Consider the following 26,827-nt stretch of genomic DNA (forward strand, 5'->3'; position numbering starts at 1 on the left):
AATACTTTTTTACTCATAATGCTCACAACCTTTCTAATTTAATTGTACAAAAAAAGATCCCATATGAATAGACTTTTTTAGTGTCTATCATATAGGATCCATTTTATTAATTAGATATGGTTTTTAATAATGTTTTAGATTTTTATCAGCTACTAAGTCTTCTGTGACATATATATTATGCTTTCCCGAACAATAATATTATTATAGTGCCGTAGACTACAGTCTTTAAAATTATTGTTATATGTTATAAGTGATAGTATGAAAATGGATATAATATAAAAAAATGAAAATATATTACAAAAAAAGAAGGATTATCATATTTGGTATCGAATATAGAACAAGGGTACATTATTTAGACATATTGAAAAAAATATTTAAATACCAAATGATTTGGGGGGAAGATAATGCATTTAAATTTTGATAATATCGAAGATAAATTAATTGTTTACATGTCTGGAGAACTAGACCATCATAGTGCTGAAGAAGTTAGGAATATCATAGATGATAGACTTGAGCGAGATAGTTATAACAAATTAATTATGGATTTTTGCGATGTAACATTTATGGACAGCTCAGGTATTGGCGTAGTCATTGGGAGGTATAAAAAGTTGCATATGAGAAATGGTAAAGTATGTGTAACTAATATTAAATCTTCAGTAAAAAGAGTATTTGAACTATCAGGAATGTTTAAGATTATTATGTTATATGATGACGTTGAACAAGCTGTAAACAACATTTAGTGGGGGGATTAGTATGTGTTACAATAAAATTAAAATAGAATTTTTAAGTAAATCGCAAAATGAAAGTTTTGCAAGAGTAGCAGTAGCAGCATTTGCTTCACAATTAGATCCTACAATTGATGAAATTACCGATGTTAAAACAGCGGTATCAGAAGCAGTTACTAATGCAATTATTCATGGATATGAAAGCGAAGAGGATATGATCACTATTGAAGCCACTATTAATGGAACTGAGTTAACAGTGATAGTTAATGATGTAGGAAAAGGAATTGATAATTTAGAGCTTGCTATGCAACCATTATACACTTCCCGTCCAGACCTCGAGAGGTCTGGAATGGGATTTACCGTAATGGAAACTTTTATGGACAGCTTAGAAGTAAAGTCTGATAAAGGTAGGGGAACAAGTATAATAATGAAAAAAATATTTAATCCTTTAAGTTAGGTGGAATATTATGGATCAGAAAATTATAAGAAAAAGTAATTATAGTTATGAAGATAATATGCAACTTATTCAGATGGCTAGAAATGGAGAACCTGGTGCACTAGATACTTTAGTAGAAATGAATCTACCATTAGTTGCTTCTATAAGCAAGAAGTTTCTTAATAGAGGATATGAGTATGATGATATCTTTCAAATTGGTTGTATTGGTCTAGTGAAAGCAATCAATAATTTTGATACTAAATATAATGTAAAATTTTCTACATATGCCGTGCCTATGATAATGGGGGAAATCAAAAGATTTCTTAGGGATGATGGAATTATAAAAGTAAGTAGAAGTGTTAAAAATACAGCAAGGCAGTTACATTATGATAAAGATACCTTAACCAAGCAACTTGGTCGCGATCCTACAATAGACGAATTATCGGTTTTTTGTAAGATAGAAAAAGAAGATATAGTATATGCATTAGAGTCTGCTAGCAATATGCTGTATTTATTTGATACAATACACCAAGATGATGGCGCACCAGTTCTGTTAATAGATAAATTAAGTGAAAAATATGAAGAGGACAATCAAGTCTTAGATAAAATTGCACTTAAAGAAGCACTTAGAAAACTTGATGCTAAATCAAGGCAGATAATAATGCTTAGATATTTCAAAGACAATACACAAATTCAAGTGGCAAAAATGATGGGAATTAGTCAAGTTCAGGTATCGAGAATAGAAAAGAAAGTTCTGAAAATTATGAAGGAAAAGTTGACCTAGCAATCTATTAATAAGATGAATTATAGACAAATAATTTCAAGTTTAATCTTGAAGTTTTTATCTATAGTTACATCTTATTTTTTTGACTAAAAATCATATTTTTGCAAATACTAAACAAATGAATAAGTGTATTCTATTTTCATAATGAAATAATTAATGACTAGTAGGACTAAATAAAATAACGAGGAGGATATTTATGAAGGTGGAAGAAAAAACAATAAGAAAAAAATTTGATAAACTAAATTCTGATAATATCCCAAAGCCTAATTTACTGTTACATTGTTTTAATGCTTTCTGGGTTGGCGGGTTAATATGCGTCATTGGACAATTTATCAATGATATTTTCGCTAAAATTGGTGTTCCCAAAGATCAGCTAGGTACATATGTTTCTATTATTATGGTGTTCCTTGGAGCTGTACTCACTGGAATAGGTGTTTATGATAAGCTAGGTGATTTTGCAGGGGCAGGTTCTGTTGTGCCAATTACTGGTTTTGCAAATTCAATTGTTTCGCCAGCTATGGAATTTAAAAAAGAGGGCTTTGTATTTGGTGTAGCAGCAAAAATGTTTACTATTGCAGGTCCTGTTTTGGTATATGGGATCGGTTCATCAGTAATTGTAGGAATTTTATATTATTTTTTAAGGTGGTGATGCAAAATGGGTAGAAGAATTGGACTTCAAACAGTAGAAATTGAAAGTAAACCTAGAATTATTGGTACCTACAATATAGTTGGCCCTAAGGAGGGACAGGGACCATTAAAAGAGTATTTTGATGAAATTATAGAAGATGATCTTAATGGAACTGAAAGCTTTGAAAAGGCTGAAACTAGTCTTTTATATACGGCTATATCAGAGAGTATAAAAAAAGCAAAATTAAAAGAAGCTGATATAAATTATCTACTAGCAGGTGATTTATTAAATCAGCTATCATCTTCATGTTTTGCAGCTAGAGATTTAGATATACCTTTTATAGGTCTTTATGGAGCCTGTTCAACTATGGCAGAGTCTTTAAGCGTTGGGTCAATGATTATGGAAGGTGGACTTGCTAGTTATGTTGTTGCTGCTACTTCATCACATTTTTCATCAGCTGAGAGGCAATTTAGATTACCACTCGAAATGGGAAGTCAGAGAGCACCAACGACGCAATGGACAGTTACAGGTGCAGGATCAATGGTATTGGGAAGAAAAGGAAATTTTCCGTATGTCACACATGTTACAACTGGAAAGGTCAAAGATTACGGAATAGTTGATGTAAATAATATGGGAGTTGCTATGGCACCAGCAGCTGTAGACACTATTAAACAACATTTTATGGATACGGGTAGAAAACCATCGGATTATGATATTATTGCTACTGGAGATTTAGGCATCATAGGAAGAGAATTTACAGAAAAACTACTGCTTGAATATAAGTACGATATGAAAGGTCATTATATTGACTGTGGTGAGAAAATTTTTGATGCAGAGAAACAAGGAACAAATTCAGGTGGTAGTGGTTGTGGGTGTTCGGCGGTTGTTGCGACAGGGTATTTACTTAAAAATATGTTAAGAGGTAAGTTTAAAAGGATACTGTTAGTTTCTACGGGAGCACTTCTAAGTTCTACTTCATCGTTGCAAGGCGAAACGATACCAGGAATTGCTCATGCTGTTTCAATAGAGTTTGGGGGTGAATAGATGAATAATTACATTATGGCTTTTATAGTTGGAGGGATAATTTGTGTAATAGGTCAAATACTTATGGACACTACTAAACTAACTCCAGCTAGAATACTAGTTGTATTTGTAACTGGTGGAGTAATACTCGGCGCATTAAATTTATATGATGTGGTAATAAAATATGGAAAAGCAGGTGGAACTATACCGCTACCTGGTTTTGGATATAGTTTAGCTAAAAGTGTAATGAAGGAAGTGGATGAATTTGGTCTAATAGGAGCATTTACAGGAGGGATAAAGGGTACTGCGGGAGGTATTACGGCTGCAATTTTCTTTGGGTATATTATGGCATTAATATTTAATCCTAAAACTAAGGAATAAATAAAAAGCTACTATTAAATTTTATATTTAATAGTAGCTTTTTATTTATTAAGTAGTAAAATAATTATTTTTTTGTATCAGGTTTAATCTTATCTATTTTATTAGTTCCAGCTTTAGGAGTGGTTGGAGTAGTAACAGGAGGAGTAGTGGGTGTTGTAACTTTTGGAGTAGCTGGAGGAACAACTGGAGGAACAACTGGTGGAACAACTGGTGGAATAACTGGTGGAATTGTAATAGCCTTTGAAAAAGAATCAACAGCTGTTGGTAATACAAAAGCTGAATCTTGTAAAAATACATTAGGTATGTAATTTCTCTTTATAAAGACCTTTGATTCAATTATTCCAGGTGGTGTTAATTTTGATGGCAAAACATATTCGCCATTTGGGTCCTTAACTACTTTAGCAGTAACGTGTATGCTGTCAAGAGTTGTCGGTTGAGTTCCATCAATAAATAGTTCCGAGTATACTCTATTGCCTCTTGGGTCTGCATAAGTTAAATCAGTGGGTATATCACCTGAATCCTTTGATACAGAATATGGTGATATACCAGAGGGCATTTGTACATCCTTCACAGGTAGAGAGGCATGAGCTTTTTTCATGATTTTTCCCCATATGGATGCAGCATCGTTACTACCCAGTTGTTGTATTTTAACTCCTTTATCAGTTCCAATCCAAATAGCTGAAGAGTAATATGGCGTTAAACCAACGAACCATAAGTTTTTTGAATCAGATGAAGTCCCCGTTTTACCTCTAACAGGCATGTCGCTAAATACAGCATTTGTTCCAGTACCGCCCTTGCTCACAGGACCTTGCAACAAATCATACATGATATAAGCACTCTGAGGAGACAAAACAGGTTTTGTTTCAGATTTTGTTTCAAGCAATACTTTTCCAGTTCTATCAACCACTTTAGTGTACAACCTTGAAGTAGTGCGAGACCCATTATTACCAAAAACACCATATGCATCCGCCATAGTAAGAGGATTAGTTCCGGTATAATCACCACCATCTAGTTGACCAAGAGACATAGCAGCTAAACTAGTGGTGTCAGAGTTATCTAGTTGTAATCCAAACTTCTCTCCATATGAAACGCCGGTCTTAAGCCCAATCATATTTTCAATTTTTACTGCGGCTACGTTAACAGAATATTTTAAACAATCTCTTAGAGTTAAATATCCCCTATATATATCAGGTGAGTTTTTAGGGTTATATCCAATGCTTGCAGGTACAGGTGAATCTTCTATAACTGTAGAGGCCGTAGCTATCTTTGAATCAATAGCTGGACTATACACGGTTAAAGGCTTAATACTTGATCCTGGAGCCTTTAAGTAGTCAAGAGACGCGGCTCTGTTATAAGAACCGACAATCTTGGTGGTAGTTCCGCCTATAATAGTTTTAACTTCACCTGTATGGTAATCCATGATAACAGATGCAGCTTGAAGTTCGGGGTTGGTATTTCTGTTGGATTCCACTTCAGCATCAATTATTTTTTGTGATGCCTCTTGCATATTTTTATCCATGGTTGTATAAATTTTTACTCCGTCGTACATAAGCATTGAGTAGGCCTCTTTTTCGCTAATATTATACTGTTTCATTAAATCCTTAGCAACCTGAAGAATTACAGGTTTAGAGAAAGATTCATAATTCATCTTGGTCTTCTTGTCAGGAAACTTAAATGTTAACGGTTCAGCCATAGCTGAATCAAATTCTACTTTGCTAATTTTATTATACTTATACATATTATCAAGAACAGCATTAGTTCTATTAGAATCAAAAGCTTTGCTGGCTTTAAATGCTTTAGAAGCCATGTTATAAGAAACACTAGGATTTTGAGCAGCACTTGCAATAAATGCATATTGTTTTAAGGTCAAATCTTGTATAGGCTTGTTAAAATATTGTTGTGAAGCCGCTTCTATACCATGAGCATTTCCTCCTAGAAAAATAGTGTTCATGTAAGTGCCTAAAATTTGAGATTTGGTCAAAACTTTTTCAATTTGGAGAGATAAAGACATTTCTTGAACTTTTCTCTTTAAAGAAGTTCTGTTTTCCATAGAATCTTCTAAAAATACTCTATATTTTACCAATTGTTGAGTTATAGTTGAGGCTCCTTGTAGACTTTGACCACCGCCTAACACTTTAATTTTTACATCATTAAGTATGGCACCTGCTAATCTTTTAAAATCAACACCTGGATGGGTCTCAAATCTAGTATCTTCAATACTTATAAATGCATCTTGTAGTTTAATTGGAACTTTACTTATATCTACATTAGTCCTTCTCTCTGAGCCCACATATTCATCCATAACATTTCCTGAATTATCTAATAATGTGGTGATCTCATCCAATTTTAGAAATTGATTAATATCTAAAATTGGAGCTGTCTTAATCATTGCGAGGATTACACCTCCTATAGCTACACTAGCTATTAAACCTATAATTAGAATAGCGAAAACAATGCTTTTAAAAACATGCTTTCCAGTTCTTTTTTTCTTTTTATGAGTAGTTTCTTCGTTTCCCATTATGTATCCTCCTTGTTTCTATGGATCAAATAACAAATATTGATTGTTAATCATTTCCCAGAAATTTACGCTGTTTAACTATAATTAGCTTTTAATATTATACCATATAAATAGGGTATATTTTATATGTAATTTTATACAAAATATTGAGTTTTGCTATCAAATCTAAATTCTTTACATTGAAGCAGTAACATATAATAACATATAGCCTTAAATGGAGGTGATAAATATTAAAAAAAATACTAAATATAAAATTAATATCAAAACTAGATTATTAATAATTATAACCATAATAACGATATTTTTTACAATATTAACGTATATGTTTGATAGAAATGCAATGCCTATGGTAATGGCAGTGGCAGATGCAGAGATGAGATCAAAAGCTACAGAAATAGTTAATAGATCAATTATTAATGAGTATTCAAAGCAATTTAATTACGATGAGGTTATAAAAGTAGAAAAAGATTCCCAGGGAAATATTGTAATGCTAAAAGCCGATACACTCAAAATGAATAAAATAGCTTGTGATGTTGCATTAGAATCGCAAAAGGAACTAGTGAAATTGGGGGATGTGGGTATTAAGGTTCCAATTGGGTACATAACAAGAAATAACATTCTATCTTATTATGGACCATGTATAACCATAAAAATGCAACCTATAGGACAAGTAGAAACAAAATATTCCTCTGAGTTTGAAAGTGCAGGTATGAATCAAACGAGGCATAAGATTTATGTAAAAGTAAAAACCACGGTTAGAGTAATGATTCCTACAAAAAACAATGATATTGAGGTAGATAATGAAGTGCCAATTGCTGAAACTATTATAGTGGGGGAAATACCTAATACAGCAGTTCAATTAGATTTAAAGGATACAGGGGCTAAATTAGGTAATAAAATTAGTAAATAATACAAGTAAAAAAATAAAGTGCGCTATAACGTACTTTATTCTCAATGATAAATATATGTACTTTATTACTACTTTTTGCGCGAATTTTGTGGTAGTAAGATTACTAATCTTCCCAATTAAATACGTAAGGTATATTTCTATAGTAGTCACCGTAATTCAATCCATATCCAACTACAAAAACATTGGGAATTTCAAAACAACAATAATCAGGTATTAGGTCAACTTTTCTCCTATCAACTTTATCAAGAAGAACGCAAGATTTAACACTAGCAGCGCCTAAAGAAATAACACGTGATATGATAAAATCCATAGTTATCCCAGTATCAACAATATCATCTACTATTAATACGTCGAATCCAGAAATGTTGTCAGGAATGTCATTTACAACATTAACTGATCCTCTTGATTGTAGTTCATCACCATAGCTTGAGGTTGTCATAAAGCCTATTTTTGTAGGCAAGGTGATTTGCCGTACAAGGTCCGCAGTATAAATAAAGCTACCTCTCAATAATGAAAGAACATATAATTTTTTACCAATATAATCATTTGAAATTTCAATACCGAGTTGCTTTATCCTATCATCAATTTGCTCTTTAGATATAAGAATATTTCTTTTTTTATTATCCAATGTTAATCCCTCCATCTATATATATTTACAATGACGCTACAATGGTATAAAATTATATGAATGTTGTCAAGTATAAGAATAAGAAAACTTGTTAAAATATTAATAGAATGGAGTGATTCATAATGATAAGTGGAAATACTGATGGAGTTAAAAATTCAATTTTAAATAAATTAGAAAAAGCATGCGAAATAAGAATATCTAAAGATTGTATTCTATCTCAAGAATTGGTTGATGTACTAGCCGAGGTAACACAAGATTTGGATAGAGAGGTAAGTGCATCAATAGACAGAAAAGGGAATATAATAAGTATGGCTATAGGAGACAGTAGTACAGTAGAGTTGCCTATAATTGATATAAGAGAAGGGCGATTATCGGCTGTGAAAATAGTACACACTCATCCAAACGGAAATTCAAGATTATCTGCTCTTGATATGTCAGCTTTAATAAAATTAAAGCTAGATTGTATAGTAGCTATAGGAATATCAGAAAAGGAAGACTTAAAATATAATATAGGTTTTTGTGCAATAGATAATGGTATTCTAGTAGAAGAGGAAATAGGACCTTTAAACATAGATGAAGTTATAAAATATGATATAGTAGACAAAGTTAGATATATTGAAAAATTAATGAAAACAAATGTAATTATTGAAGATGATGGGGAACGAGCTATTTTGGTAGGTATAGAAAGTGAAGATGATTTAGTAGAACTCACAGAACTTGCAAGGGCCTGTAATGTAGAAACTATTGATACAATGCTTCAAAAAAGACACAAAATAGATGCAGCGTTATATATAGGTAGAGGTAAAGCGGAAGAAATAGCGGGCGTAAGGCAAGCATTAAGAGCTAATATAGTTATATTCGATGATGAATTATCAGGCTCTCAAGTTAGAAATTTGGAAGAAGTTCTTGGATGCAAGGTTATAGACAGAACTACACTAATACTAGAGATATTTGCTCGAAGAGCGAAAACTAGGGAAGCGAAAATTCAAGTTGAGCTTGCGCAATTAAAATATAGATTACCACGTTTAACTGGACTTGGAACAATGCTCTCAAGAACAGGTGCAGGAATTGGAACAAGAGGTCCTGGAGAGAAAAAGCTAGAAATTGATAAAAGACGAATAAGAGAAGGCATTTTTGATTTAAATAAAGAATTAGAAAAAATAAGAACTACGAGAAATGTACAAAGAGAAAAGAGAAGCCGTGAGAGTATTTCAAAAGTATCCTTAGTTGGGTATACAAACTCCGGTAAATCAACACTTAGAAATGCATTATGTGACGTTGCAGCATTAAAAAGTGTTCAACAAAAAGAAAAAGTGTTTGAAGCAGATATGCTTTTTGCAACATTAGATGTAACAACAAGAGCGCTTATGTTACCGGATAATAGAGTCGCAGCTGTAACAGATACCGTAGGGTTTATAAGAAAACTTCCACATGATTTAGTTGAAGCATTTAAATCAACACTTGAAGAAGTTGTATATTCAGATTTATTGCTACATGTAGTTGATGCATCATCTGATACTGCAGAGCTACAAATAGAAGCTGTAGATGTAGTTCTAAAAGAATTGAATGCAAGTGATAAGCCAATGATATTAGTGCTTAATAAAATTGATATAGCTTCGCAAGAAAATATACTAAAGATAAAAGAAAAATATAAAAACTTAAAAACAATTGAAATATCAGCAAAAGATGGTACAAATTTGGAGGAGCTATTAAAAGAAACATGCAAAGAATTTCCATACACATTAAAGACATTTAAGGTTCTTATACCATATAGTGATCAGGCAATGGTAGCATATTTGCATAGAGGGTCAAAGGTTGATTCAGAAAAGTTCAATGAAGAAGGAACACTTATGTCTGTACAAGGTGACGATGAAGTTTATAACAAGTGTGAAAAGTATATTTTAGTATAGTTGAGGTTGTCTTTATAAATAATTATTTATAAGTGTAATAAAATCTATGCTTATTTTATATAATTTAATATTAGGTCTATAGCATTTATTATAGGATTTAGGAGTAGATATGGGAGATAATGATTTAAATTCAAGTAATGAAAAAGCTAAGAATGTTAATAGAGAAGACAGTCATAGGAGAACATCATCAAATACTACAGGAACAACAGGAACAACAGGTACTTCTAATACATCGGGTACATCTAACACTACCGATACATCAAATAATTTTGATGTTAAAACATTGGCAGAAAAGGCTACAGATATAAATATTTTAAGATTTGAATTGGATAGATTGCCGTTAGATTTTAAAGCAAGGGCTTATTTTGAAAATGATATAAAACCATTAATAGATACTCTATATACCTTAGGGCTTGCATCTCTTGATTTTTCAGCTACTGCAGCTAGTTTAGCAAATACGAATTTTGGTCGTAGTTCTAAAATAAAGGATGCTTTAGATTTAGTAGAAGGAGTTGATGAAATTTCTGGGGATGTACTTAAAGTATTGAGATGTAAAGTTGACAAAATGCTGAAATTTTCAAGTTATGACATTAAATAGATTTTATATTAATAAAGAGAGTTAGTTTAATAATTTAAACTTGATTCTCTTTATTTTTAAATTTTTAATACTAAAGATAAATATGCATTTCTCTTTAGTATTAAAATTAACGTGTAAAAATCTAAAGAAATAAATATGATAAACAATATTTAAGTAAAATTATGGGCATAATAGTTCTGGTTTATAATAATCTAGAAAGGAATAACTGTAACTGTGAAAAATGTAGTGCTATAATGAACGATAAAGGTATATTGCAAGAATTTTTTTGACAATTATACTGATAATATAAACATTTATGACAATAATAGATTTTGAGAGCATATATACCAGTGTTTTATATGCAATTTTTATAAAAGAATTAAGAATAATACAATATTTTTTAAGAAACTTTGTCATAAAATAATAGAATATATTTAGAATTACTTATACATTTTAATTGGGGGAGTGAAAGAAATGACAAAAACTATTTTACAATATCAAAATGCTTTTAATAGTGTGCTAGATAGAATAAAGATTGATGAAACTGTTTTATCAGTAATGATTTTTGGAAGTATGGTAACAGGTGATTTATGGGAAGAATCAGATATTGATTTTATTGTAATTGTCAATGAAAATTATGAAAAAATTAGAGATATATATTCAGAGGAGAAGGGTATTCCTATTCATATTAAACTTATGGGCAAGGAAAAATTCATACAAATTTATTCCGATGATTTAAAAGGTGGGTTTTTACATAGAATTTTATCAGCTTCAAAATTAGTATTTTCGAAAGATATTGATATAACAGTAATTTACGACGGTGGTAGATATTTTCCGGATGTAGATAGAGAACGTTGGGGAATGTATTTTCTAGGGGAATTATTAAAAGATATTGGAGTATGTAAAAAGTATTTATCAAGTAATGGTATTTATACAGCCTATAGTACTTGTATAAGATGTATAGAAAAGTATTCAAGGTTATTCGTTAACTCATCAGGATATATGATTAGTAAGGACGTTATGGCAATGGCCTTAAATTTAAATGATGAACTAAAAAAGTGTGTTGATAAGTTGTTTTTTGAAAAATCTAATCCAGTAGAAACAATTCAAGAGACTATGACATTTTTAGAGAAAAGTATAAATTCAAGTATTAAGAGCAATTGTGCCTTGCTTTTAAACTATATAAGAGAAAAAGATACCTTTTTGAGCTCAGAGGAGATTATGAAGGATGATTTGTTTAAGGATTTTGACATTGATATGGAAGAACTACTAAATAAATTATGGGAAAGAAATATTATTAAAAAAGAAAGTAGAGATTTTAAGATAGACAAAGATAAAATCTTATTTTACCAAAATGTTTATTTTGTTTAATACTTTTAAAATAAATAGGTGGACATATGCATAAGTATGAAATTAAATTTGATCATGATAGTATTAAGTATATAGAAATAACAAAGCACATAAAAAAAATGATTGATGAAAACAATGTTGATGATGGTGAAAAATTACCTTCAATAAGGAATTTATCAAAAATATTAATGGTTAATGAGGTTACTGTAGTCAGTGCTTATAAAAAACTTGAAGCTGAGGGTTATGCATATCAAAAAATGGGCAGTGGCACTTATGCTAAAAGAAGAGATACAAACATTAGGTTTAAAAAGGAATATTCTAATACTTTGAAAAAAATATCTGGGAGAGATCTAAAAAACTATGTGGATTTTACTGGAGAAATTAATTGTAGTGAATTTTTCCCGGTAACAGTATTTAAAGATGTATTAAATGAGGTATTAGATAGAGATGGTACGGAGGCTTTTGCTTATAAAGAATCTTTGGGGTATGAGGGACTTAGAAATAGCATAAGTAGTTTCTTCTGGGATAATAAGGTCAGTAATGAGGATATATTGATACTCTCAGGAGCACAACAGGGTATTGATATAGTCTCTAAGTCTATAATTAATGTACATGATAATGTTGTTGTAGAAAAGCCAACTTACGGAGGTGCACTAACTGTTTTTAAATGGAGAAGGGCTAATATATTTGAAGTCGATATGTTAGAAGATGGCATAAATTTACCTCAATTTGAAAAGGTATTAAAAAAGAACAAAATAAAATGTTTTTATGCCATGAGTTATTTCCAAAATCCTACAGGAGCCACCTATAGTTTAGATAAAAAGCTAAGAATATTAGAACTCGCTGAGTTATATGATTTTTATATTGTAGAGGATGATTATTTATCTGAACTAATATATGATCATAAGTTATATAGGAGTTTTAAGAGCTTAGATATAAATGATAGAGTTATTTACATAAAGAGTTTTTCAAAGATATTTCTTCCAGGAATAAGACTAGGTTATATGATATCACCACAGAAACATAAAGAACATATTCAAAATTCAAAAATAAACACAGATATATCAACATCAAGTCTTATGCAACGTGCTCTAGATTTATATATAAATAAAGATCTTTGGAAAGAACACATAAGTCGACTTAATATGGCTTACAAAGAGAAATATAACTTTATGCTTGATTGTATAGAAAAATATTTAGGTGATAAGGTTAGTTATTATACTCCAGGAGGTGGAATTCATTTTTATTTTAAGATAGCTGTTGAATTTAAAATTGATTCTATGAAATTATTTTATAGGTGCAAAAACAGAAATGTTCTTGTTACGCCAGGAGTTTTATTCTATAAGAATGCTCAGGAGGGTAGTGATTATTTTAGATTGAGCTTTTCTGAAATGAGAAAACCTGAAATAGAAGAAGGAATTAAAATTATATCAGAGATATTAAATGAGGAGACCCAAATAGCTAAAGAGTAAGGAGAGAAGATTTGAGAAAAGGACTAGTGGACATTGATTGGGCAAGTATAAGTAAATATTCCCATGAGGAAATATCTTATTTTTTATTTTTAGAGGGAAAAAACATGGAAGCAATATGTAAAATTAGAAATTTGGATAATGCCATTGTGCAAAAACATATTATAGATGGTAAAATAAAATATAGATTTTTAGTGCATAGCAATGATACTGAAGAACTTTTTAAAAGTATTGCTAAAGCCGGTAAAGAAGATAAAATATTTTTTCTGAATTCAATGAGTGAAGATAATAAAAATATGTTAATTGAGTTAATAAGAACAACATATGTTGAAATGCACCCTAAAGACAAAGAGTCTGCAGTCTGGATTTTGGGAGAATTAAAGGAAGAATCTTGTCTAAATATTTTGATTAAAGCATCTGTTCATAAATACATAAATGTACGTAGAATGGCAGTTTCGGCTATGGGAAAAATGGGAGATATAAGGGCTGAAGGAGCATTAATTAGAGCACTTTGTGACGAGAATCCACAAGTGATAAGTTATGCAATAAAATCTCTAGGAAAAATAAAAAGTGAAAAAGCTATTATAAAGATAAAGGGTATATATGAAAACACAGATAAAAAGTATATAATCGACGCTGCACAGAGTTTTTTATTGCTAATGAAGCAATTATAGATAATAATTAGAGGTTTACCTTAAGTTTTAATCTAGAACAAGTAGGGATTGATAGGAGAAATAAAATGAGCTATTTTACAATAAAAGATGAATCCGTTGCTGAATTTAAAGAGAAAAAGTCTATTTTTATTGGACATAGTAAAAGAGTTGAAAGTGAAGAAGAAGCTAAAGAATTTATTCATTGCGTTAAAAGCAAACACAAACAAGCAAGGCATAATGTTTATGCCTATATAATTGGTGAAAATAGAGAAGTACAAAGGTATAGTGATGACGGAGAACCTCAAGGCACTGGAGGTATTCCAATGCTTGAGGTTTTAAAGAAGAGTGATATAACAGATGTAGCTGTTGTAGTTACCAGATACTTTGGAGGAATTCTTCTAGGAACTGGAGGCCTTGCAAGAGCTTATTCAAAAGGAGCATCTTTAGCTATTAAAGAAGGCGGTATAGTTGAAAAGGTTAAAGGTATACTAATAGAAATATTAATTGAATACGATTTACTTGGGAAGTTACAACATGTGTGTGCTAGAGAAAACTTTTATATAGAGCATATAGATTATACTGACAAAGTAAAAATCAAAATACTTTGTCAGTTTAGTAATTTAGAAAAATTAAAGTCAGAAATAACTGAGGTTACCTCAGGAAAAGCTTTGTTTTACGAAGATGAGATTAAAATATACTTCAAACTAGAAAATAGATTGTACGATAGTGAAGTTATAAATTCTATCATTTAGTCTTGAAAAGAAAAGTAGTATATACTTTTCTTTTTTATTTGAATAGTACTTTATTTCTATGATATAATGGTAATGTAATGTACTTAAACTAATTCATAGAAGTATTGCTATTTATTAGGCTTGCTTAGAAATATTTCACATATAAAATAATTAGTTGGGGGGAATTTAAATGTCTGGACATTCTAAATGGCACAACATACAACAGAAAAAAGGTAAAATTGATGTTATAAGAGGTAAAGTGTTCACAAAATTAGGTAAAGAAATAATAATGGCATCCAAAAATGGTGGCTCTAATTTAGAAATTAATGCCCATCTTAGAGATGTAGTTGCAAAAGCTAAATCTAATAATATGCCACTAGATACAATAAATAGAGCAATTAAAAAAGGCGCTGGGGAGCTTGAGGGCGTAAGTTACGAAGAAATAGTTTATGAAGGTTATGGAGCAGAAGGCGTTGCCGTAGTAGTTGTAACGTTAACTGACAAAAAAAATAGAAGTGTGGCAACTGTAAGGCATGCATTTGATAGACACCATGGAAATATGGGATCAGCTGGATGCGTAAGCTGGATGTTTGCTAAAAAAGGTCAAATTATTATAGAAAGAACCGATGTTATGGATGAAGATGAGATAATGATGTTAGCACTTGAAGCAGGAGCAGAAGATTTCAACGCAGAAGAAGAAATGTTTGAAATTATTACAACTGTTGAAACCTTTGGAGAAGTAAGGGAAGTATTAGAAGCAGCAGGTTTTGAATTTGCTTCTGCAGAAATTACAATGATACCAGATAACATGGTACCAACTAGCATGGAAGGCGCTGTTAAAGTGCAGGCGCTTATAGATACTCTTGAGGAGAATGAAGATGTTCAGGATGTCTATCACAATGCTGAGTACCCAGAGGAATTTGAGGGATAGGGTATGGCAACGGTTTCTAAGATTTTAGGAACTTAAATTGTGATGACAAACGTATTTTCATCGATTCATGAAGGCAAATAACACTTCTAAATGTATGTATTATTTATATATATTTGGAGGTGCTTTTTTTGTTGGAATTAAAAGATATTTTAAGGAAATTCTTATTCGATTGTGAGGTAAATTATGCTAAAAGGACAATTAAAAGTTACAAAAATAGCAATGCCTTATTTCATAATTATTTGAAACAAGAATTAAACATCGAAACTTTAGAAGAATTACAAGGAATACTAAGATAAAAGCTTTGGATGTATTTAAGAAGAATAATAGTAAGGTTAATAATGAAGAGCTATAAATTGATACACTGACTAAAATAATTGAAGATAAGGATAACTAAAGATATTTGCAATAAAGGAATATGATTACACTTATAGAATTATATAGTATAAGTAGTTCTATAGTGGGGAGGTAAAGAATAAATGGATTTGAAAGAAGAAATGGATTGGAAAGAGCAATTAGCTTTGCAGTTTAGAAAATTAACAATTGATACTAATATTATTAGTAAAGCAATGCAAAATTTTGTTGATATTTTTAACGGAAGTTTGGACAAATATAATGTAAAAGATGTCCAAGCAACAACAGATTCAAAGAGTTATATTGAAATACAAGGTTATAAAAAAATTAAAATAGGTTATTATGATGATAGAATTACTTTTAGTAGCATTGATAAAAATGGTCGTGATGATATGGTGTATATTAATTTAAGGATTGTTAAAGAATTAGGAAGATATCTAATTATTTATGTTAATGCTAAAGAAAGTAACCCACAATTGAAAGATTTTATTGATGAAAATACTATTGATGAAATTTTTAAAAACTTAATTCAAGCTAATATACAAGTTACAAGGATATAAAGATTAATAAACCGTTAGTATATAAGAGTATTCATTAATTTGAGTGCTTTTTTATATGCTTAAAATATTTTAAAATAAATAGTAAAAGCTATACAAACTGTGCCTAGAAAAGCTTTGAAGAATAAAATTGATTCGTAGATGCTTGCTATGACAAGTGGCAATAAGAATATTAATAAGGATTGTCTTATTTAGTTAACCGTTAACGAAGCAAAGGTCAACATAGAACAATTAGAAGGGGAATTTACTAAGCTTAAGCAGTAAACAAAACAGAGTTAGGTTAGCAAAATTCCCTTATAAAAAATATATTGAAGACCTTGTAATAGAAGATTTACCAACTGATGCTAAGAAAAAAATAAATATGTTAAGTTCACTTGATTTTATTAAAACAGGTCAAAATGTAATTTTAGCTGGAAATCCTGGAACTGGGAAAACTCATATTTCCGTAGGCCTCGGAATAAAGGCCTGTTTAGCTGGATATAATTAAAATTCGGGGAAATTTTCAGTTGACAAATACAACATTGATGATTTTAATCAATTATGTTTATATTGTTGTATAATTAATCCGCCAAAAGGCGGATTCTTATTTGCAAACTAATTTTATCTTATAATTTATAAGATGCAACAAAATGCACCTAGTAGTATTACAATCTGTGTGATAATATAAACATTAATGACAAAGAATGATATAAATCGACATGGGAGAACTTTAGGAAGAAACAGGTAAAGGAGAATAAGAAAATGAGTATACTAGTTAGTATAAATTATATTACATAGGGGGATGATGTTATGATAACAAGAGCAACAAAAAGGTTGAAAATGCTGAAAGAAATTAATCTTTTAAAGACATTATATTTTTCATTGCTTATTTATAGAAAAAATGAAAAGAAAATATCTATTTTGGCTTATAGGAAAGCAAGAATTAAGATTGCTAGAGACAGTCTTATTAAAATTAATGGGAGATTGAATATAGGAACATTTTGGGATATGGTGACCAACCGAGAAACTATTTTTTTAGCTAAAAAGTCAAGTAGATTAATTATTGATGGAGATTTTACTATATTTAATGGTTGCACTGTAAGCATACAAGAAAACGCTGTTTTAAAAATAGGCAGTGGGTATATAAATTCTAATTCAATGATTTTATGTTTTAATCATATCACAATAGGCACTGGTGTTATTATTGCAGATCAGGTGACCATAAGAGATTCGGATAACCATAATATCATATATGAAGGATATGAAGAATCAAAACCAATTAATATTGGCAATCATGTATGGATTGGAATGGGAGCAACCATTCTAAAAGGAGTAACCATTGGAGATGGTGCAATAATTGCAGCAGGGGCAGTTGTAACAAAGGATGTACCTACTAAGTGTTTAGTTGTGGGAGTGCCTGCCAAGGTAATTAAAAATAATATTGAATGGGAATAATGCAATACTAATTATTTACATATCATTATATTTATATAGGTAGAATAATTATGTAGTGAAATATAAATTTTATGACATTTGATACTAACATCATTGGAATCGCAATATTAAACCCCATATCTAATGGTATGGGGTTATTTGAGATGACATATTAGAATATTATTCATTACCTTTATCTATATATTTATAGATAAATTTATAGATATAAAGTGGCGAACTTGAAATGATTTCAGAAAGGATTCAAACAAAAGCAGCTATTCTTTCATTCACAGTTTTATCGCTATATAAATATATCTTTATAAAATATATCTTTATAAAATATACATCATTTTACTAATCGTTCTCCATTATACCATAAAATCCCTTTAATTTTGCTTTGTGAATATACATATCTTTATCAGCTTGAACAAATGTAGAATATATACTTTCATTTTCATTTTTGTTGTAAAATGCATGTCCATAAGCAAGTACAATTTTAATGTGATTCTTTTGATTTACTTTAATTAATAAGTCATCTAAATTAGATAGAGCACTATCTAATAATTCCCTTGGAATCTCGTTACAAATAACACAAAATTCATCACCGCCGATCCTATAAGCCTTACCAACACCCATAAAGCTTTCCTCTATAATTTTTGCGGTATGAAAAATCATTTCATCTCCAGCTTTATGTCCGTGTTTATCATTAGTACTCTTTAAGTTATTTAAATCAAACACAACAATTGTTGCATTTTTATCTTTACTTATATATTTTTCCATTTCATTTTCAAATGCTGCACGATTTTTAATTCTAGTTTGAATATCATATCTGAATTGTAGCTCAAGCAAAAAAATATAATATATCAGCAAAGATATAGAGGTGCAGCTCCAAATTAGTATTAAATCTTTAAATAAAATCTGAAGAATGCTTCCTAGTATAGGTATAAAAAGAACAAGAATTAAGATTTTTTTATCTTCCATTTCGTATTTAACACTATTTTTGATTACAGCTATTACAAACAATACATAATAAAACATGCAAATTATAGTGGGCAGTAAAAATAAATTTCCTCGTGTATATTGATTTTGAGCATCGACGAAAAAGATGAAGCCTGTTTTATAGCTTAAAACGCACATAAAATCATTAAAACATAATGGTATTGTTAAAAAGCAATTATACAAAAAAATTTTTTCTTTATTGCTATTAAAGAATAAAAGAATAAAAGGAACTATGGGGCTCAAAGAAAATCCTAAGATGTTAGCTATACGGTGGGGTATCATAAGTTTGTTGTTACTTGAAAGTTCCATTAAAATAGTCGTTATTTCTAAAATTAGCAAAATAATTGTAATATCTGCTGCAGATATGTAAATCATATTTTTTTTATTACATATTGCAACGTTCCGCTTAGCAAAACTTATTGTAAAACAAAGTGCAATGATTGCAAGAACATCCGTGCTGATTAATGATATCATATTAGTCATATCACTTCCTTGAATTTAATTCTTAATTTACTTTATGCTTTTGAAATGTTATTAGTTACTTCATCATAGTTTACAAGTATGAAACAATATAATTACTTATGAGCAGTTATATGTTTTATTTTTCACATATAATGTTTAACAAAAGTCCAATTAAAGTTACTATAATTACTCTTATAAAAAAGCCCAAAATATCACCATGCCTTAAATCAGACAAAATAAGTGGGGTGAGGTTATTGGAATTAGAGGGTAATCAACAAAGAGTAACAGATGAGATTATGAAATATAAAGAATTATTAGATGATGGAATTATAACAGAAGAAGACTTTTCTATTAAGGAAAAAGAATTATTAAAATGAAAAAATCAGAAGAGTCTTTGCAGCTAATCACAAATGTGCTTCTGATATTGTTTCAATGTCTAATACTACATAGTTTAATGGAAAATCAATTATATTTTTTCCTTAAAATATGAACATTACGATTTAACAACTATAATAAATCTAATGTAAAATATTTAATTCTATATTTCCACAGAATCCGTAAGCATTGCTAAATTGTTTGGGTGCTTTTATGTACATGCTCATTAATAGTAAATCTACATATATTAATAGTAAGTTTTTAATAGGAGTGATTTATTTGTATAAATATGGAAACCCTTATATGGCACCACGCATAAACTATTCCAACTATGGTATGGATTTTACTCAAGAATCTTTTAACAACTCACTAGACCTTATACAGGAAGCAGTACAAGATGAAAGAGCTGATGAACTTCTCTACGATTACTTGATTAGTGTAGCCTCTACTCAAGAAGAAAAAAACATTATCACATCCATAAGAGATGAAGAAAGAAATCATCGTAAGTGGTTTAGAGAAATGTACAAATATTACACTGGTGTAGAAATTCAAAGTAATAATGGTGAAAATTTCATAAGACCAGCGTCATATATTGAAGGTATAAGCAAATCTGTTTTTGGTGAATTGAGTGCTATGGAAAAGTATAGATTTATAAGAGAAGGTTTGCCTAGCAGGCTATATAGGGATACAGTGTTTAGAATTCTCACTGATGAGATGAAGCATGCAACTAAGTACAACTATATACTGAACAAGAATTCAAATAGTGTAGCAACCAATTTAGACACTGCTAAAACTAACTTTTCTAAGGAGGAAGCTGCAGCTATTGCTTTACTTCTCGGTATTGATTTTGCAAACAGTAAATTTGATTTAAATGAGTACTGGATGGGAGTAACCACTGAACTTGAACATGGAAGAAAATACAATCAGACAAATGTAACTGCCGATGAGCCTATTACTACTGGAAAAATTGCACTGGCTCACCTCAGTGAGTTTCCAGATTATTATACAAGATTAAAATTGCTTGAAGAAGAAGCAAAAGCATATTGGTCAACATCAAGAGGTTTTTGCAGGCAAACAAAGGTATTTACTTTAAATGAACTTGCCCAATATGACGGTACTATGGGAAAACCTGCCTATGTATCAGTTAACGGAATCGTATATGATGTCAGCGATAATTCAAAATGGAGCGGAGCGATACACTATGACTTAACTGCTGGTAAAGATTTAAGCTCGCAGTTTGAAAGCTGCCATGGAGTGGCAAGCAAACTGGCTAAGCTGCCTAAGATTGGTGTACTTAAAGGGTAATCATAGAAATAAAATGCAATAACTTAAATACTAAGTATCGCATTTTATTATTATATTTAGCTTTACACTCTAAAAATAGTAACCCCTTGCCATTTTGCTCTTTGCAAGTAGCTGTGAGACACCTGTTTTTTTTCATTCCTCAACTTGTTCAATGGCTTCCTGAGGAGTCTTTCCAAGTCCAACAAGCACGCCTGATAAAATAAATTCCTGATACAAGTGTTCAGGGTTAAGTCCTTCCTTAGTTTCTGCTAAAGCGCGGATTAATAGCGGAGTGATGTATCTTACCCAGTCATCAGGAGTAAATTTAGAAGTATCTTGTATCGGACTTCTATTCATAGCTGAAAGGTTCGTACCACTTCGTATATCTTCTTTGACTTTTATCCGATATTCATTTATATTTTGTAATTTTTTATTGTTTAATGACAAATAAAAAAAATAACATAAATTGAATAATATGGTATTATAAGGTTGATCTTTAAAGTCAATATAAATAAAAAGAGATTATATACATACAATTAGAATTACTAAGAAGTATATTACATTTACTACTAAACTTTAAAATAATTTTGAAATAAATTAAAAGTTATAGAGGGGAGATTTCATATAGTGAATGAAGTAAAAAAAGAAGATAGCTTTAAAAAATTCCTGATTATCTGGATGGGGGAACTTATATCTAATATCGGTTCTGGAATGACAGCCTTTGGTCTTGGAGTGTATGTGTGGCAGCTGACACATTCAGCTGTGGATGTGTCAATGGTGGAAATGGCAGCACTTCTGCCGGCAATTTTATTATGTCCGGCTGCGGGGGTTCTTGCAGACCGATTTGATAGAAGACTACTCATGCTACTGGGAGATATTGTATCATCGTTTGGGCTGATCGCTCTGCTGGTGCTTATGAACAAAGGACATATTCAGGTGTGGCAAATCTGCCTTTGTGTGGGATTTAGCTCCGCATTTGTAGCTTTGTTAGATCCGGCATATAAAGCAACAATTACGGATTTACTGACAGAGGATGACTATGCAAAAGCAAGTGGAATGGTGTCGATTGCATCCTCTTCAAAGTTTTTGATTTCACCTATTATTGGTGGTTTAATTTTGGCATCTTATGGTATTGAAGTGATAATTATCATTGATATTATGACCTTTGTTGTAACGGTTGCCGCAATCTTTTCCGTAAGAAAGTCTCTTGCGGTAAAGTCACAGGTTAAGAAAGAAATGAATTTTTTTATAGACTTAAAAGAAGGATGGCTGATTATTCTCCAGGCTAAAGGAGTCATGCTGTTAATTATACTTGTTTCCTTTTTAATGTTTTATATGGGATTTATTCAGGTGCTGTCAAAACCGATGATCTTATCCTTTGCCAGTGAGAAAACAACAGGAATTCTGCAGACAATAGTTGCCTGCGGTATGATGGTGTCCAGTATCATGATTGGTAGTGGAATCTTAAAGAGCAATTATGTAAATGTCATGGTGGCAAGCTTTATTGTGTCTGGTATTGCTATGGCAGGCTTTGGCGCAACGACAAGCATTCCGGTCATTATTATTTCAGGGTTTTTATTCTTTGCTTCCCTGCCATATGCGACTACAAGTATTGATGTTCTCATAAGAAAATCCATTGATAATGATAAGCAGGGTAGAGCATGGGGGCTTATTTCTTTGATTTCACAGCTTGGATATGTAATTGCTTATGTTTTGGCAGGTGTTCTTGCAGATTATGTATTTAATCCGGCACTGGTAAAAGGTGGTGTGCTGGCAGATACTGTTGGGAAAATCATAGGAACTGGTGAAACAAGGGGAATCGGATTCTTAATAATTCTTGCAGGACTGGGTCTTGTAATTACGGCACTAATTGTATCTAAATCAAAGACTATCCGTGAAATGGAAACACAGAAAGAAGCAGAAGGTAGTTTGGAGGCATAACAATCATTTCAATGATAAGAGATTTAAAAGCAATGACATATAGTCGGAAGGAGAAAAAATAATGTTTTTTAAAATTGTAAAGAATGATTTCAGCAGGAAGAAAATCATAACTGTGGCAGTGTCTGTATTTATAACCATGGCAGTTATTTTGGGAGCTAGTGCAACAAATATCATTGCAAATCTGATTCAGTCGATGTCGCAGTTGCAGGAACGTGCAGTCCCATCTGACATTACGCAGATGCATTTAGGAAAATATGACCAGGCAAAAATTGATAAATTTACAGAAGAACAGCGTGAGAACATAGCGATGCAGGAGACGATGGTTCTTCTGGATTTAGATGGAATGAATATTTTTTTCGGCAAAAATGAAACGATGGATGGAACGATACAGCAAAGTTCATTTGTTGTACAAAATAAGAAATTTGATTTTATATTGGATCTGGATAATGAAAAGCTGGATGTAAAGGAAGGCGAAGTGGCGGTTCCCATCTATCTCATGAAACAATTTGACTTAAAAATAGGTGATACGATTACAGTGAAAAGTGAAGCGTATCAGAAAGAACTTGTCATTTCAGATTATGCAAGAGATTATGAGATGAACTCTTCCATGATTACTTCGAAACGGTTTGTTATTAATCAGGCGGACTATGATGAAATGCTTAAAAAGCAGGTAGGGGAACTGGAATATCTTATCGAGTTTAAACTGAATAAAAATGGGGATTCTCAGGCTGTTCAGACTGCATATACCAAAGCAGGTCTTCCGGCAAACGGTCCTATAGTCTCAGGAAAGATGTTTATATTGTTTAATGCCATGTCAGATGCGACAGTTGCGATGGTAATTATACTTATCAGTATTCTGCTGATTATTATAGCTTCCTTCTGTATCAGACTTACGTTTCTAGCAACGATTGATGAAGATTTAAGAGAAATCGGTGTTATGAAAGCAATGGGAGTATCCAAAAAGGATATAAATAAGGTATATCTTATCAAATACAGAGTCATGGCAGTGGTAGCCGGTATAATAGGCTATTTGCTTTCCTTTATAGTGGTAAATCTGTTTAACGCTAATATGAGACTTTATATATCTTCGAATTTATCAGGAAACTTAAAATATGGACTATCTCTTATAGCTCCATTATTTGTATATTTCATGATTGTGATGTACTGCAAGAAAGTACTGAAAACAATCGATAAGATTTCTGCGGTGGAAGCATTACGTTCAGATATCATGGAGCGTGGAAAGAACCGAAAATACAGTTTTCCACTGCTTAAGAACAAATTCTTCAGCACCAATATTTACATGGGACTTAGGGATGTATGGAAGCGTTTCAAATTATACAGGTTACTGATTTTAATTTTTGTAGTGAGTACGTTTATTGTAATTCTTCCGATAAATATGTATAACACCATGAATTCACGGTCATTTTCCACATACATGGGAATGGGAAAATGCGACATGAGAATCGATCTTCGAAGGACAGATACGATTACAGAAGATTTTAAAAAGCTGCAGGAAGAGCTGAAGAATGATTCGGATATTAAAAAGTATGCGGCCTACATCACATGTGCCTACCAGGTCAAAAATCCGGAAGGTTCCTGGGACTATATTAATATTGAAACCGGAGATTTTGGCGTATTTCCATTAAATTATCTGGAAGGGAGAGCACCGAAGGGTGAAGGGGAAATCTCAATTTCCTATGTAAATGCGTCAGGAGACCAATTAAACAAGAAAGTGGGAGATGAATTAGTAGTAAAGGTTGCAGGGACGGAAAAGATTATGAAAGTATGTGGTATTTATCAAGATATTACAAATGGTGGGAAAACAGCGAAGGCGGATACCAGTCTTGGTTTAAATGAAGATGCCATTCTTTGGTATATTGCGAACATGGATGTGGCTCCAGGCGTTGATATTAAAAAGAAAGTGGACTACTATCAGAATACCTATGATTCTGCGCAGGCAAATGATATCAAAGAATATACACAGCAGACTAATGGAAATATGATTGATCAGATGAGCACAATTGTTATATGCGGAATCGCAATTGCAGTAATAATTGTTATATTGATAACTGCATTATTCACTAAGATGTTATTGTCAAAGGATATGTCCCAGATTGCAATCATGCGAAGTGTGGGATTAACTTCTAAAAATGTTAAACATCAATATATGGCAGGGATTTTGATGGTACTGATATTGGGAATCATACTTGGAGTGCTGGCTTCTAATTATTTAGGGGAGTTTCTTGTAAGTATGGCAATGTCCTCTATAGGAGCTGCAAGAATTCAATTTGTTGTTGTTGCATGGCAGACCTTTCTGCTATGTCCGTTAGCGCTGATTATAGTAGTTGGAGTTACTATATCTGTGTGCTGTAAGGTAACAGTAGAAGATGATTTATCTGTAGGTTTAAGAAGTTAGAACTGCTGAAAAAGGTCCGGGCAGGAGGCGTATCTGCGAAGGTGGAAGAAGTCTTCTGCGTGAAGGCACCGATACAGATAAGAATGCAGATTCCTGAAAAATAAGGCATTCCGGTGTGCCTCTGTGGATATAGACTTTGATTTAAATATTTTATATTGGAGGAATATGTATGATCAATATATTAGAAGCAAGAAGTATGAACAAAAAAGTAGAATTAGGGAAAGATAATGAGCTTCATATCTTAAAGGATGTAAACTTTGCGATAGAAAAAGGTGAATTCGTATCGGTCATGGGGCCATCCGGAAGCGGGAAGTCAACACTGCTATATAATGTATGCGGTATGGATAGAATTACTTCTGGTAGTGTGAAATTTAAAGGTCGTGAAATCGGTGGACTAAAAGAAGAAGAACTGGCGAAGATTCGACTAAGTAACATGGGATTTATCTTTCAGGATATTAATCTTTTAAAGAATCTGTCATTGATTGACAATGTTATGTTTCCTGCTCTTGTATCAAAAGATGCGGATAAAAATGCGGTAAATCAAAAAGCAAAAAAACTACTTAAAATGACAGGAATTGAAAAGCTTGCGGATAATAATATCACCCAGGCATCTGGTGGACAGCTGCAGAGGGCCGGCATCTGCAGAGCATTGATAAATGATCCGGATATCATATTTGGAGACGAACCGACCGGCGCATTAGATTCCAAATCGGCAGCAGAGATTATGTCAATTCTAGCAGAGATTAATAAAAAAGGCACAACCGTAATGCTCGTTACGCATGATGTAAAGGTGGCAGCAAAAACTGAAAGAATATTGTATATGGTAGATGGAAATATTGTTACACAGAAGAAAATGCGTAAATACGATGCGCAGCATGACGATATTAAGGAAAGAGAAGAAAGCATTATGAAATGGTTAGTGGAAAATGGATTCTAATTTTTCATTGGCATTCGCATAAAGTTCATATAGAAAATTTATTAGGTAAGTTCGAAAGGAAAAGTTCTTAAGAATGTTTGAAAGGAAAGACTTAAGATAATTCAGAAAGAAAGTTTCTGATAAGGAAGAAAGGTCTATTGACCTTTCCCGGATTTGCCGGACATGAAGAAACCGAATATAATATAAGTTAATTATAGGAGGTTTTTGGTAAATGGGCAAGGTTAGAACTTACGATAAGGAGTTTAAGCAAGAAGTACTGTTAAAGTTCAGGCGCTTATAGATACTCTTGAGGAGAATGAAGATGTTCAGGATGTCTATCACAATTCTGAGTATCCAGATGAGTTTGAGGGAGAGGGACTTTAAGGACATAGCATGATGGTATACGAATAGTTTAATTCATCTTAGTAATGAATGTACCAGTTGAACACCTTATTATAT

25 protein-coding genes and 2 pseudogenes are annotated in these 26,827 nt (G+C 31.6%); 23 read left to right on the top strand and 4 right to left on the bottom strand.

All coding sequences use genetic code 11. From position 1 onward, the window contains the following. The first annotated feature begins 404 nt into the window (after window positions 1-404). From spoIIAA to spoVAE, 6 genes are all read left to right on the top strand, one after another. Window positions 405-740 (top strand): anti-sigma F factor antagonist, encoded by a 336-nt coding sequence (spoIIAA, locus tag LGK95_RS18035; RefSeq protein ID WP_226126306.1) that lies wholly within the window; start codon window positions 405-407, stop codon window positions 738-740. A 13-nt stretch (window positions 741-753) separates the two neighbouring features. Then, window positions 754-1,182 (top strand): anti-sigma F factor, encoded by a 429-nt coding sequence (gene spoIIAB / locus LGK95_RS18040; protein ID WP_226126307.1) that lies wholly within the window; start codon window positions 754-756, stop codon window positions 1,180-1,182. Between the two features lie 10 nt (window positions 1,183-1,192). Further along, window positions 1,193-1,945: an RNA polymerase sporulation sigma factor SigF gene (gene sigF / locus LGK95_RS18045; protein WP_226126308.1), complete on the top strand. Its 753-nt coding sequence runs from the start codon at window positions 1,193-1,195 to the stop codon at window positions 1,943-1,945. A gap of 196 nt (window positions 1,946-2,141) precedes the next feature. Next, on the top strand, window positions 2,142-2,594 hold the full coding sequence (gene spoVAC, locus LGK95_RS18050) for a stage V sporulation protein AC (RefSeq protein ID WP_226126309.1): 453 nt from the start codon (window positions 2,142-2,144) through the stop codon (window positions 2,592-2,594). A gap of 6 nt (window positions 2,595-2,600) precedes the next feature. After that, a complete protein-coding gene (gene spoVAD / locus LGK95_RS18055) occupies window positions 2,601-3,617 on the top strand; it encodes a stage V sporulation protein AD (protein WP_226126310.1) in 1,017 nt (338 codons plus the stop codon). After that, window positions 3,618-3,977, top strand: a complete 360-nt coding sequence (gene spoVAE, locus LGK95_RS18060) for a stage V sporulation protein AE (protein WP_226126311.1) — start codon at window positions 3,618-3,620, stop codon at window positions 3,975-3,977. It begins immediately after the preceding gene. Window positions 3,978-4,041: 64 nt separating this feature from the next. Here spoVAE and LGK95_RS18065 read toward each other — a convergent pair whose 3' ends face one another. Further along, the gene (locus tag LGK95_RS18065) at window positions 4,042-6,495 is read right to left on the bottom strand and encodes a transglycosylase domain-containing protein (RefSeq protein ID WP_226126312.1); all 2,454 of its coding nucleotides are present in this window, start codon (window positions 6,493-6,495) and stop codon (window positions 4,042-4,044) included. Window positions 6,496-6,709: 214 nt separating this feature from the next. Between LGK95_RS18065 and yunB the strand changes: the two genes are divergently transcribed. Continuing rightward, a complete protein-coding gene (gene yunB / locus LGK95_RS18070) occupies window positions 6,710-7,405 on the top strand; it encodes a sporulation protein YunB (RefSeq protein WP_226126313.1) in 696 nt (231 codons plus the stop codon). 103 nt (window positions 7,406-7,508) lie between these two features. Here yunB and hpt read toward each other — a convergent pair whose 3' ends face one another. Then, window positions 7,509-8,033 (bottom strand): hypoxanthine phosphoribosyltransferase, encoded by a 525-nt coding sequence (gene hpt / locus LGK95_RS18075; RefSeq protein ID WP_226126314.1) that lies wholly within the window; start codon window positions 8,031-8,033, stop codon window positions 7,509-7,511. Window positions 8,034-8,155: 122 nt separating this feature from the next. Between hpt and hflX the strand changes: the two genes are divergently transcribed. From hflX to LGK95_RS22880, 11 genes and pseudogenes are all read left to right on the top strand, one after another. Then, complete coding sequence (gene hflX, locus LGK95_RS18080) at window positions 8,156-9,943, top strand: GTPase HflX (protein ID WP_226126315.1); 1,788 nt, start codon at window positions 8,156-8,158, stop codon at window positions 9,941-9,943. A 109-nt stretch (window positions 9,944-10,052) separates the two neighbouring features. Beyond that, window positions 10,053-10,541 (top strand): hypothetical protein, encoded by a 489-nt coding sequence (locus LGK95_RS18085; protein WP_226126316.1) that lies wholly within the window; start codon window positions 10,053-10,055, stop codon window positions 10,539-10,541. Window positions 10,542-10,994: 453 nt separating this feature from the next. Next, window positions 10,995-11,891 (top strand): nucleotidyltransferase domain-containing protein, encoded by an 897-nt coding sequence (locus LGK95_RS18090; RefSeq protein WP_226126317.1) that lies wholly within the window; start codon window positions 10,995-10,997, stop codon window positions 11,889-11,891. 26 nt (window positions 11,892-11,917) lie between these two features. Further along, a complete protein-coding gene (gene pdxR / locus LGK95_RS18095; RefSeq protein ID WP_226126318.1) occupies window positions 11,918-13,342 on the top strand; it encodes a MocR-like pyridoxine biosynthesis transcription factor PdxR in 1,425 nt (474 codons plus the stop codon). 11 nt (window positions 13,343-13,353) lie between these two features. Next, a complete protein-coding gene (locus LGK95_RS18100; protein WP_226126319.1) occupies window positions 13,354-14,013 on the top strand; it encodes a HEAT repeat domain-containing protein in 660 nt (219 codons plus the stop codon). A gap of 65 nt (window positions 14,014-14,078) precedes the next feature. Beyond that, entirely contained in the window at window positions 14,079-14,744 is a 666-nt protein-coding gene (locus LGK95_RS18105) for a YigZ family protein (protein ID WP_226126320.1), read from the top strand. A gap of 169 nt (window positions 14,745-14,913) precedes the next feature. Continuing rightward, window positions 14,914-15,654 (top strand): YebC/PmpR family DNA-binding transcriptional regulator, encoded by a 741-nt coding sequence (locus LGK95_RS18110; RefSeq protein WP_226126321.1) that lies wholly within the window; start codon window positions 14,914-14,916, stop codon window positions 15,652-15,654. 128 nt (window positions 15,655-15,782) lie between these two features. Further along, entirely contained in the window at window positions 15,783-15,950 is a 168-nt protein-coding gene (locus tag LGK95_RS18115) for a hypothetical protein (protein ID WP_226126322.1), read from the top strand. Window positions 15,951-16,130: 180 nt separating this feature from the next. Beyond that, complete coding sequence (locus LGK95_RS18120; RefSeq protein ID WP_226126323.1) at window positions 16,131-16,565, top strand: hypothetical protein; 435 nt, start codon at window positions 16,131-16,133, stop codon at window positions 16,563-16,565. A gap of 271 nt (window positions 16,566-16,836) precedes the next feature. After that, window positions 16,837-17,049 (top strand): annotated as a pseudogene (locus LGK95_RS18125) (ATP-binding protein); the annotation flags it as partial. Window positions 17,050-17,819: 770 nt separating this feature from the next. Beyond that, window positions 17,820-17,975: pseudogene (locus LGK95_RS22880) on the top strand (DapH/DapD/GlmU-related protein); the annotation flags it as partial. A gap of 354 nt (window positions 17,976-18,329) precedes the next feature. Here the strand turns inward: LGK95_RS22880 and LGK95_RS18135 are convergent. Continuing rightward, complete coding sequence (locus tag LGK95_RS18135) at window positions 18,330-19,457, bottom strand: GGDEF domain-containing protein (RefSeq protein WP_226126324.1); 1,128 nt, start codon at window positions 19,455-19,457, stop codon at window positions 18,330-18,332. 233 nt (window positions 19,458-19,690) lie between these two features. Here LGK95_RS18135 and LGK95_RS18140 point away from each other — a divergent pair, with 233 nt between their 5' ends. Together LGK95_RS18140 and LGK95_RS18145 are read left to right on the top strand one after the other, a co-directional pair. Continuing rightward, a complete protein-coding gene (locus LGK95_RS18140; RefSeq protein ID WP_226126325.1) occupies window positions 19,691-19,813 on the top strand; it encodes an SHOCT domain-containing protein in 123 nt (40 codons plus the stop codon). Between the two features lie 277 nt (window positions 19,814-20,090). Further along, a complete protein-coding gene (locus tag LGK95_RS18145) occupies window positions 20,091-21,116 on the top strand; it encodes a DUF5661 family protein (RefSeq protein ID WP_226126326.1) in 1,026 nt (341 codons plus the stop codon). 132 nt (window positions 21,117-21,248) lie between these two features. Here the strand turns inward: LGK95_RS18145 and LGK95_RS18150 are convergent, their stop codons facing one another. After that, window positions 21,249-21,452, bottom strand: coding sequence for a hypothetical protein (locus LGK95_RS18150; protein WP_226126327.1), 204 nt, complete (start codon window positions 21,450-21,452; stop codon window positions 21,249-21,251). Window positions 21,453-21,722: 270 nt separating this feature from the next. Here LGK95_RS18150 and LGK95_RS18155 point away from each other — a divergent pair, with 270 nt between their 5' ends. The 3 genes from LGK95_RS18155 to LGK95_RS18165 all read left to right on the top strand — a co-directional run bounded on the left by LGK95_RS18155 (window position 21,723) and on the right by LGK95_RS18165 (window position 26,389). Next, window positions 21,723-23,036: an MFS transporter gene (locus tag LGK95_RS18155; protein ID WP_226126328.1), complete on the top strand. Its 1,314-nt coding sequence runs from the start codon at window positions 21,723-21,725 to the stop codon at window positions 23,034-23,036. Between the two features lie 61 nt (window positions 23,037-23,097). Next, the gene (locus LGK95_RS18160) at window positions 23,098-25,452 is read left to right on the top strand and encodes an ABC transporter permease (RefSeq protein WP_226126329.1); all 2,355 of its coding nucleotides are present in this window, start codon (window positions 23,098-23,100) and stop codon (window positions 25,450-25,452) included. A gap of 196 nt (window positions 25,453-25,648) precedes the next feature. Further along, window positions 25,649-26,389: an ABC transporter ATP-binding protein gene (locus LGK95_RS18165; RefSeq protein WP_226126347.1), complete on the top strand. Its 741-nt coding sequence runs from the start codon at window positions 25,649-25,651 to the stop codon at window positions 26,387-26,389. Window positions 26,390-26,827 lie beyond the last annotated feature (438 nt).

It is taken from the genome of Clostridium algoriphilum, assembly GCF_020443705.1.
GTDB lineage: Bacteria > Bacillota > Clostridia > Clostridiales > Clostridiaceae > Clostridium_AD > Clostridium_AD algoriphilum.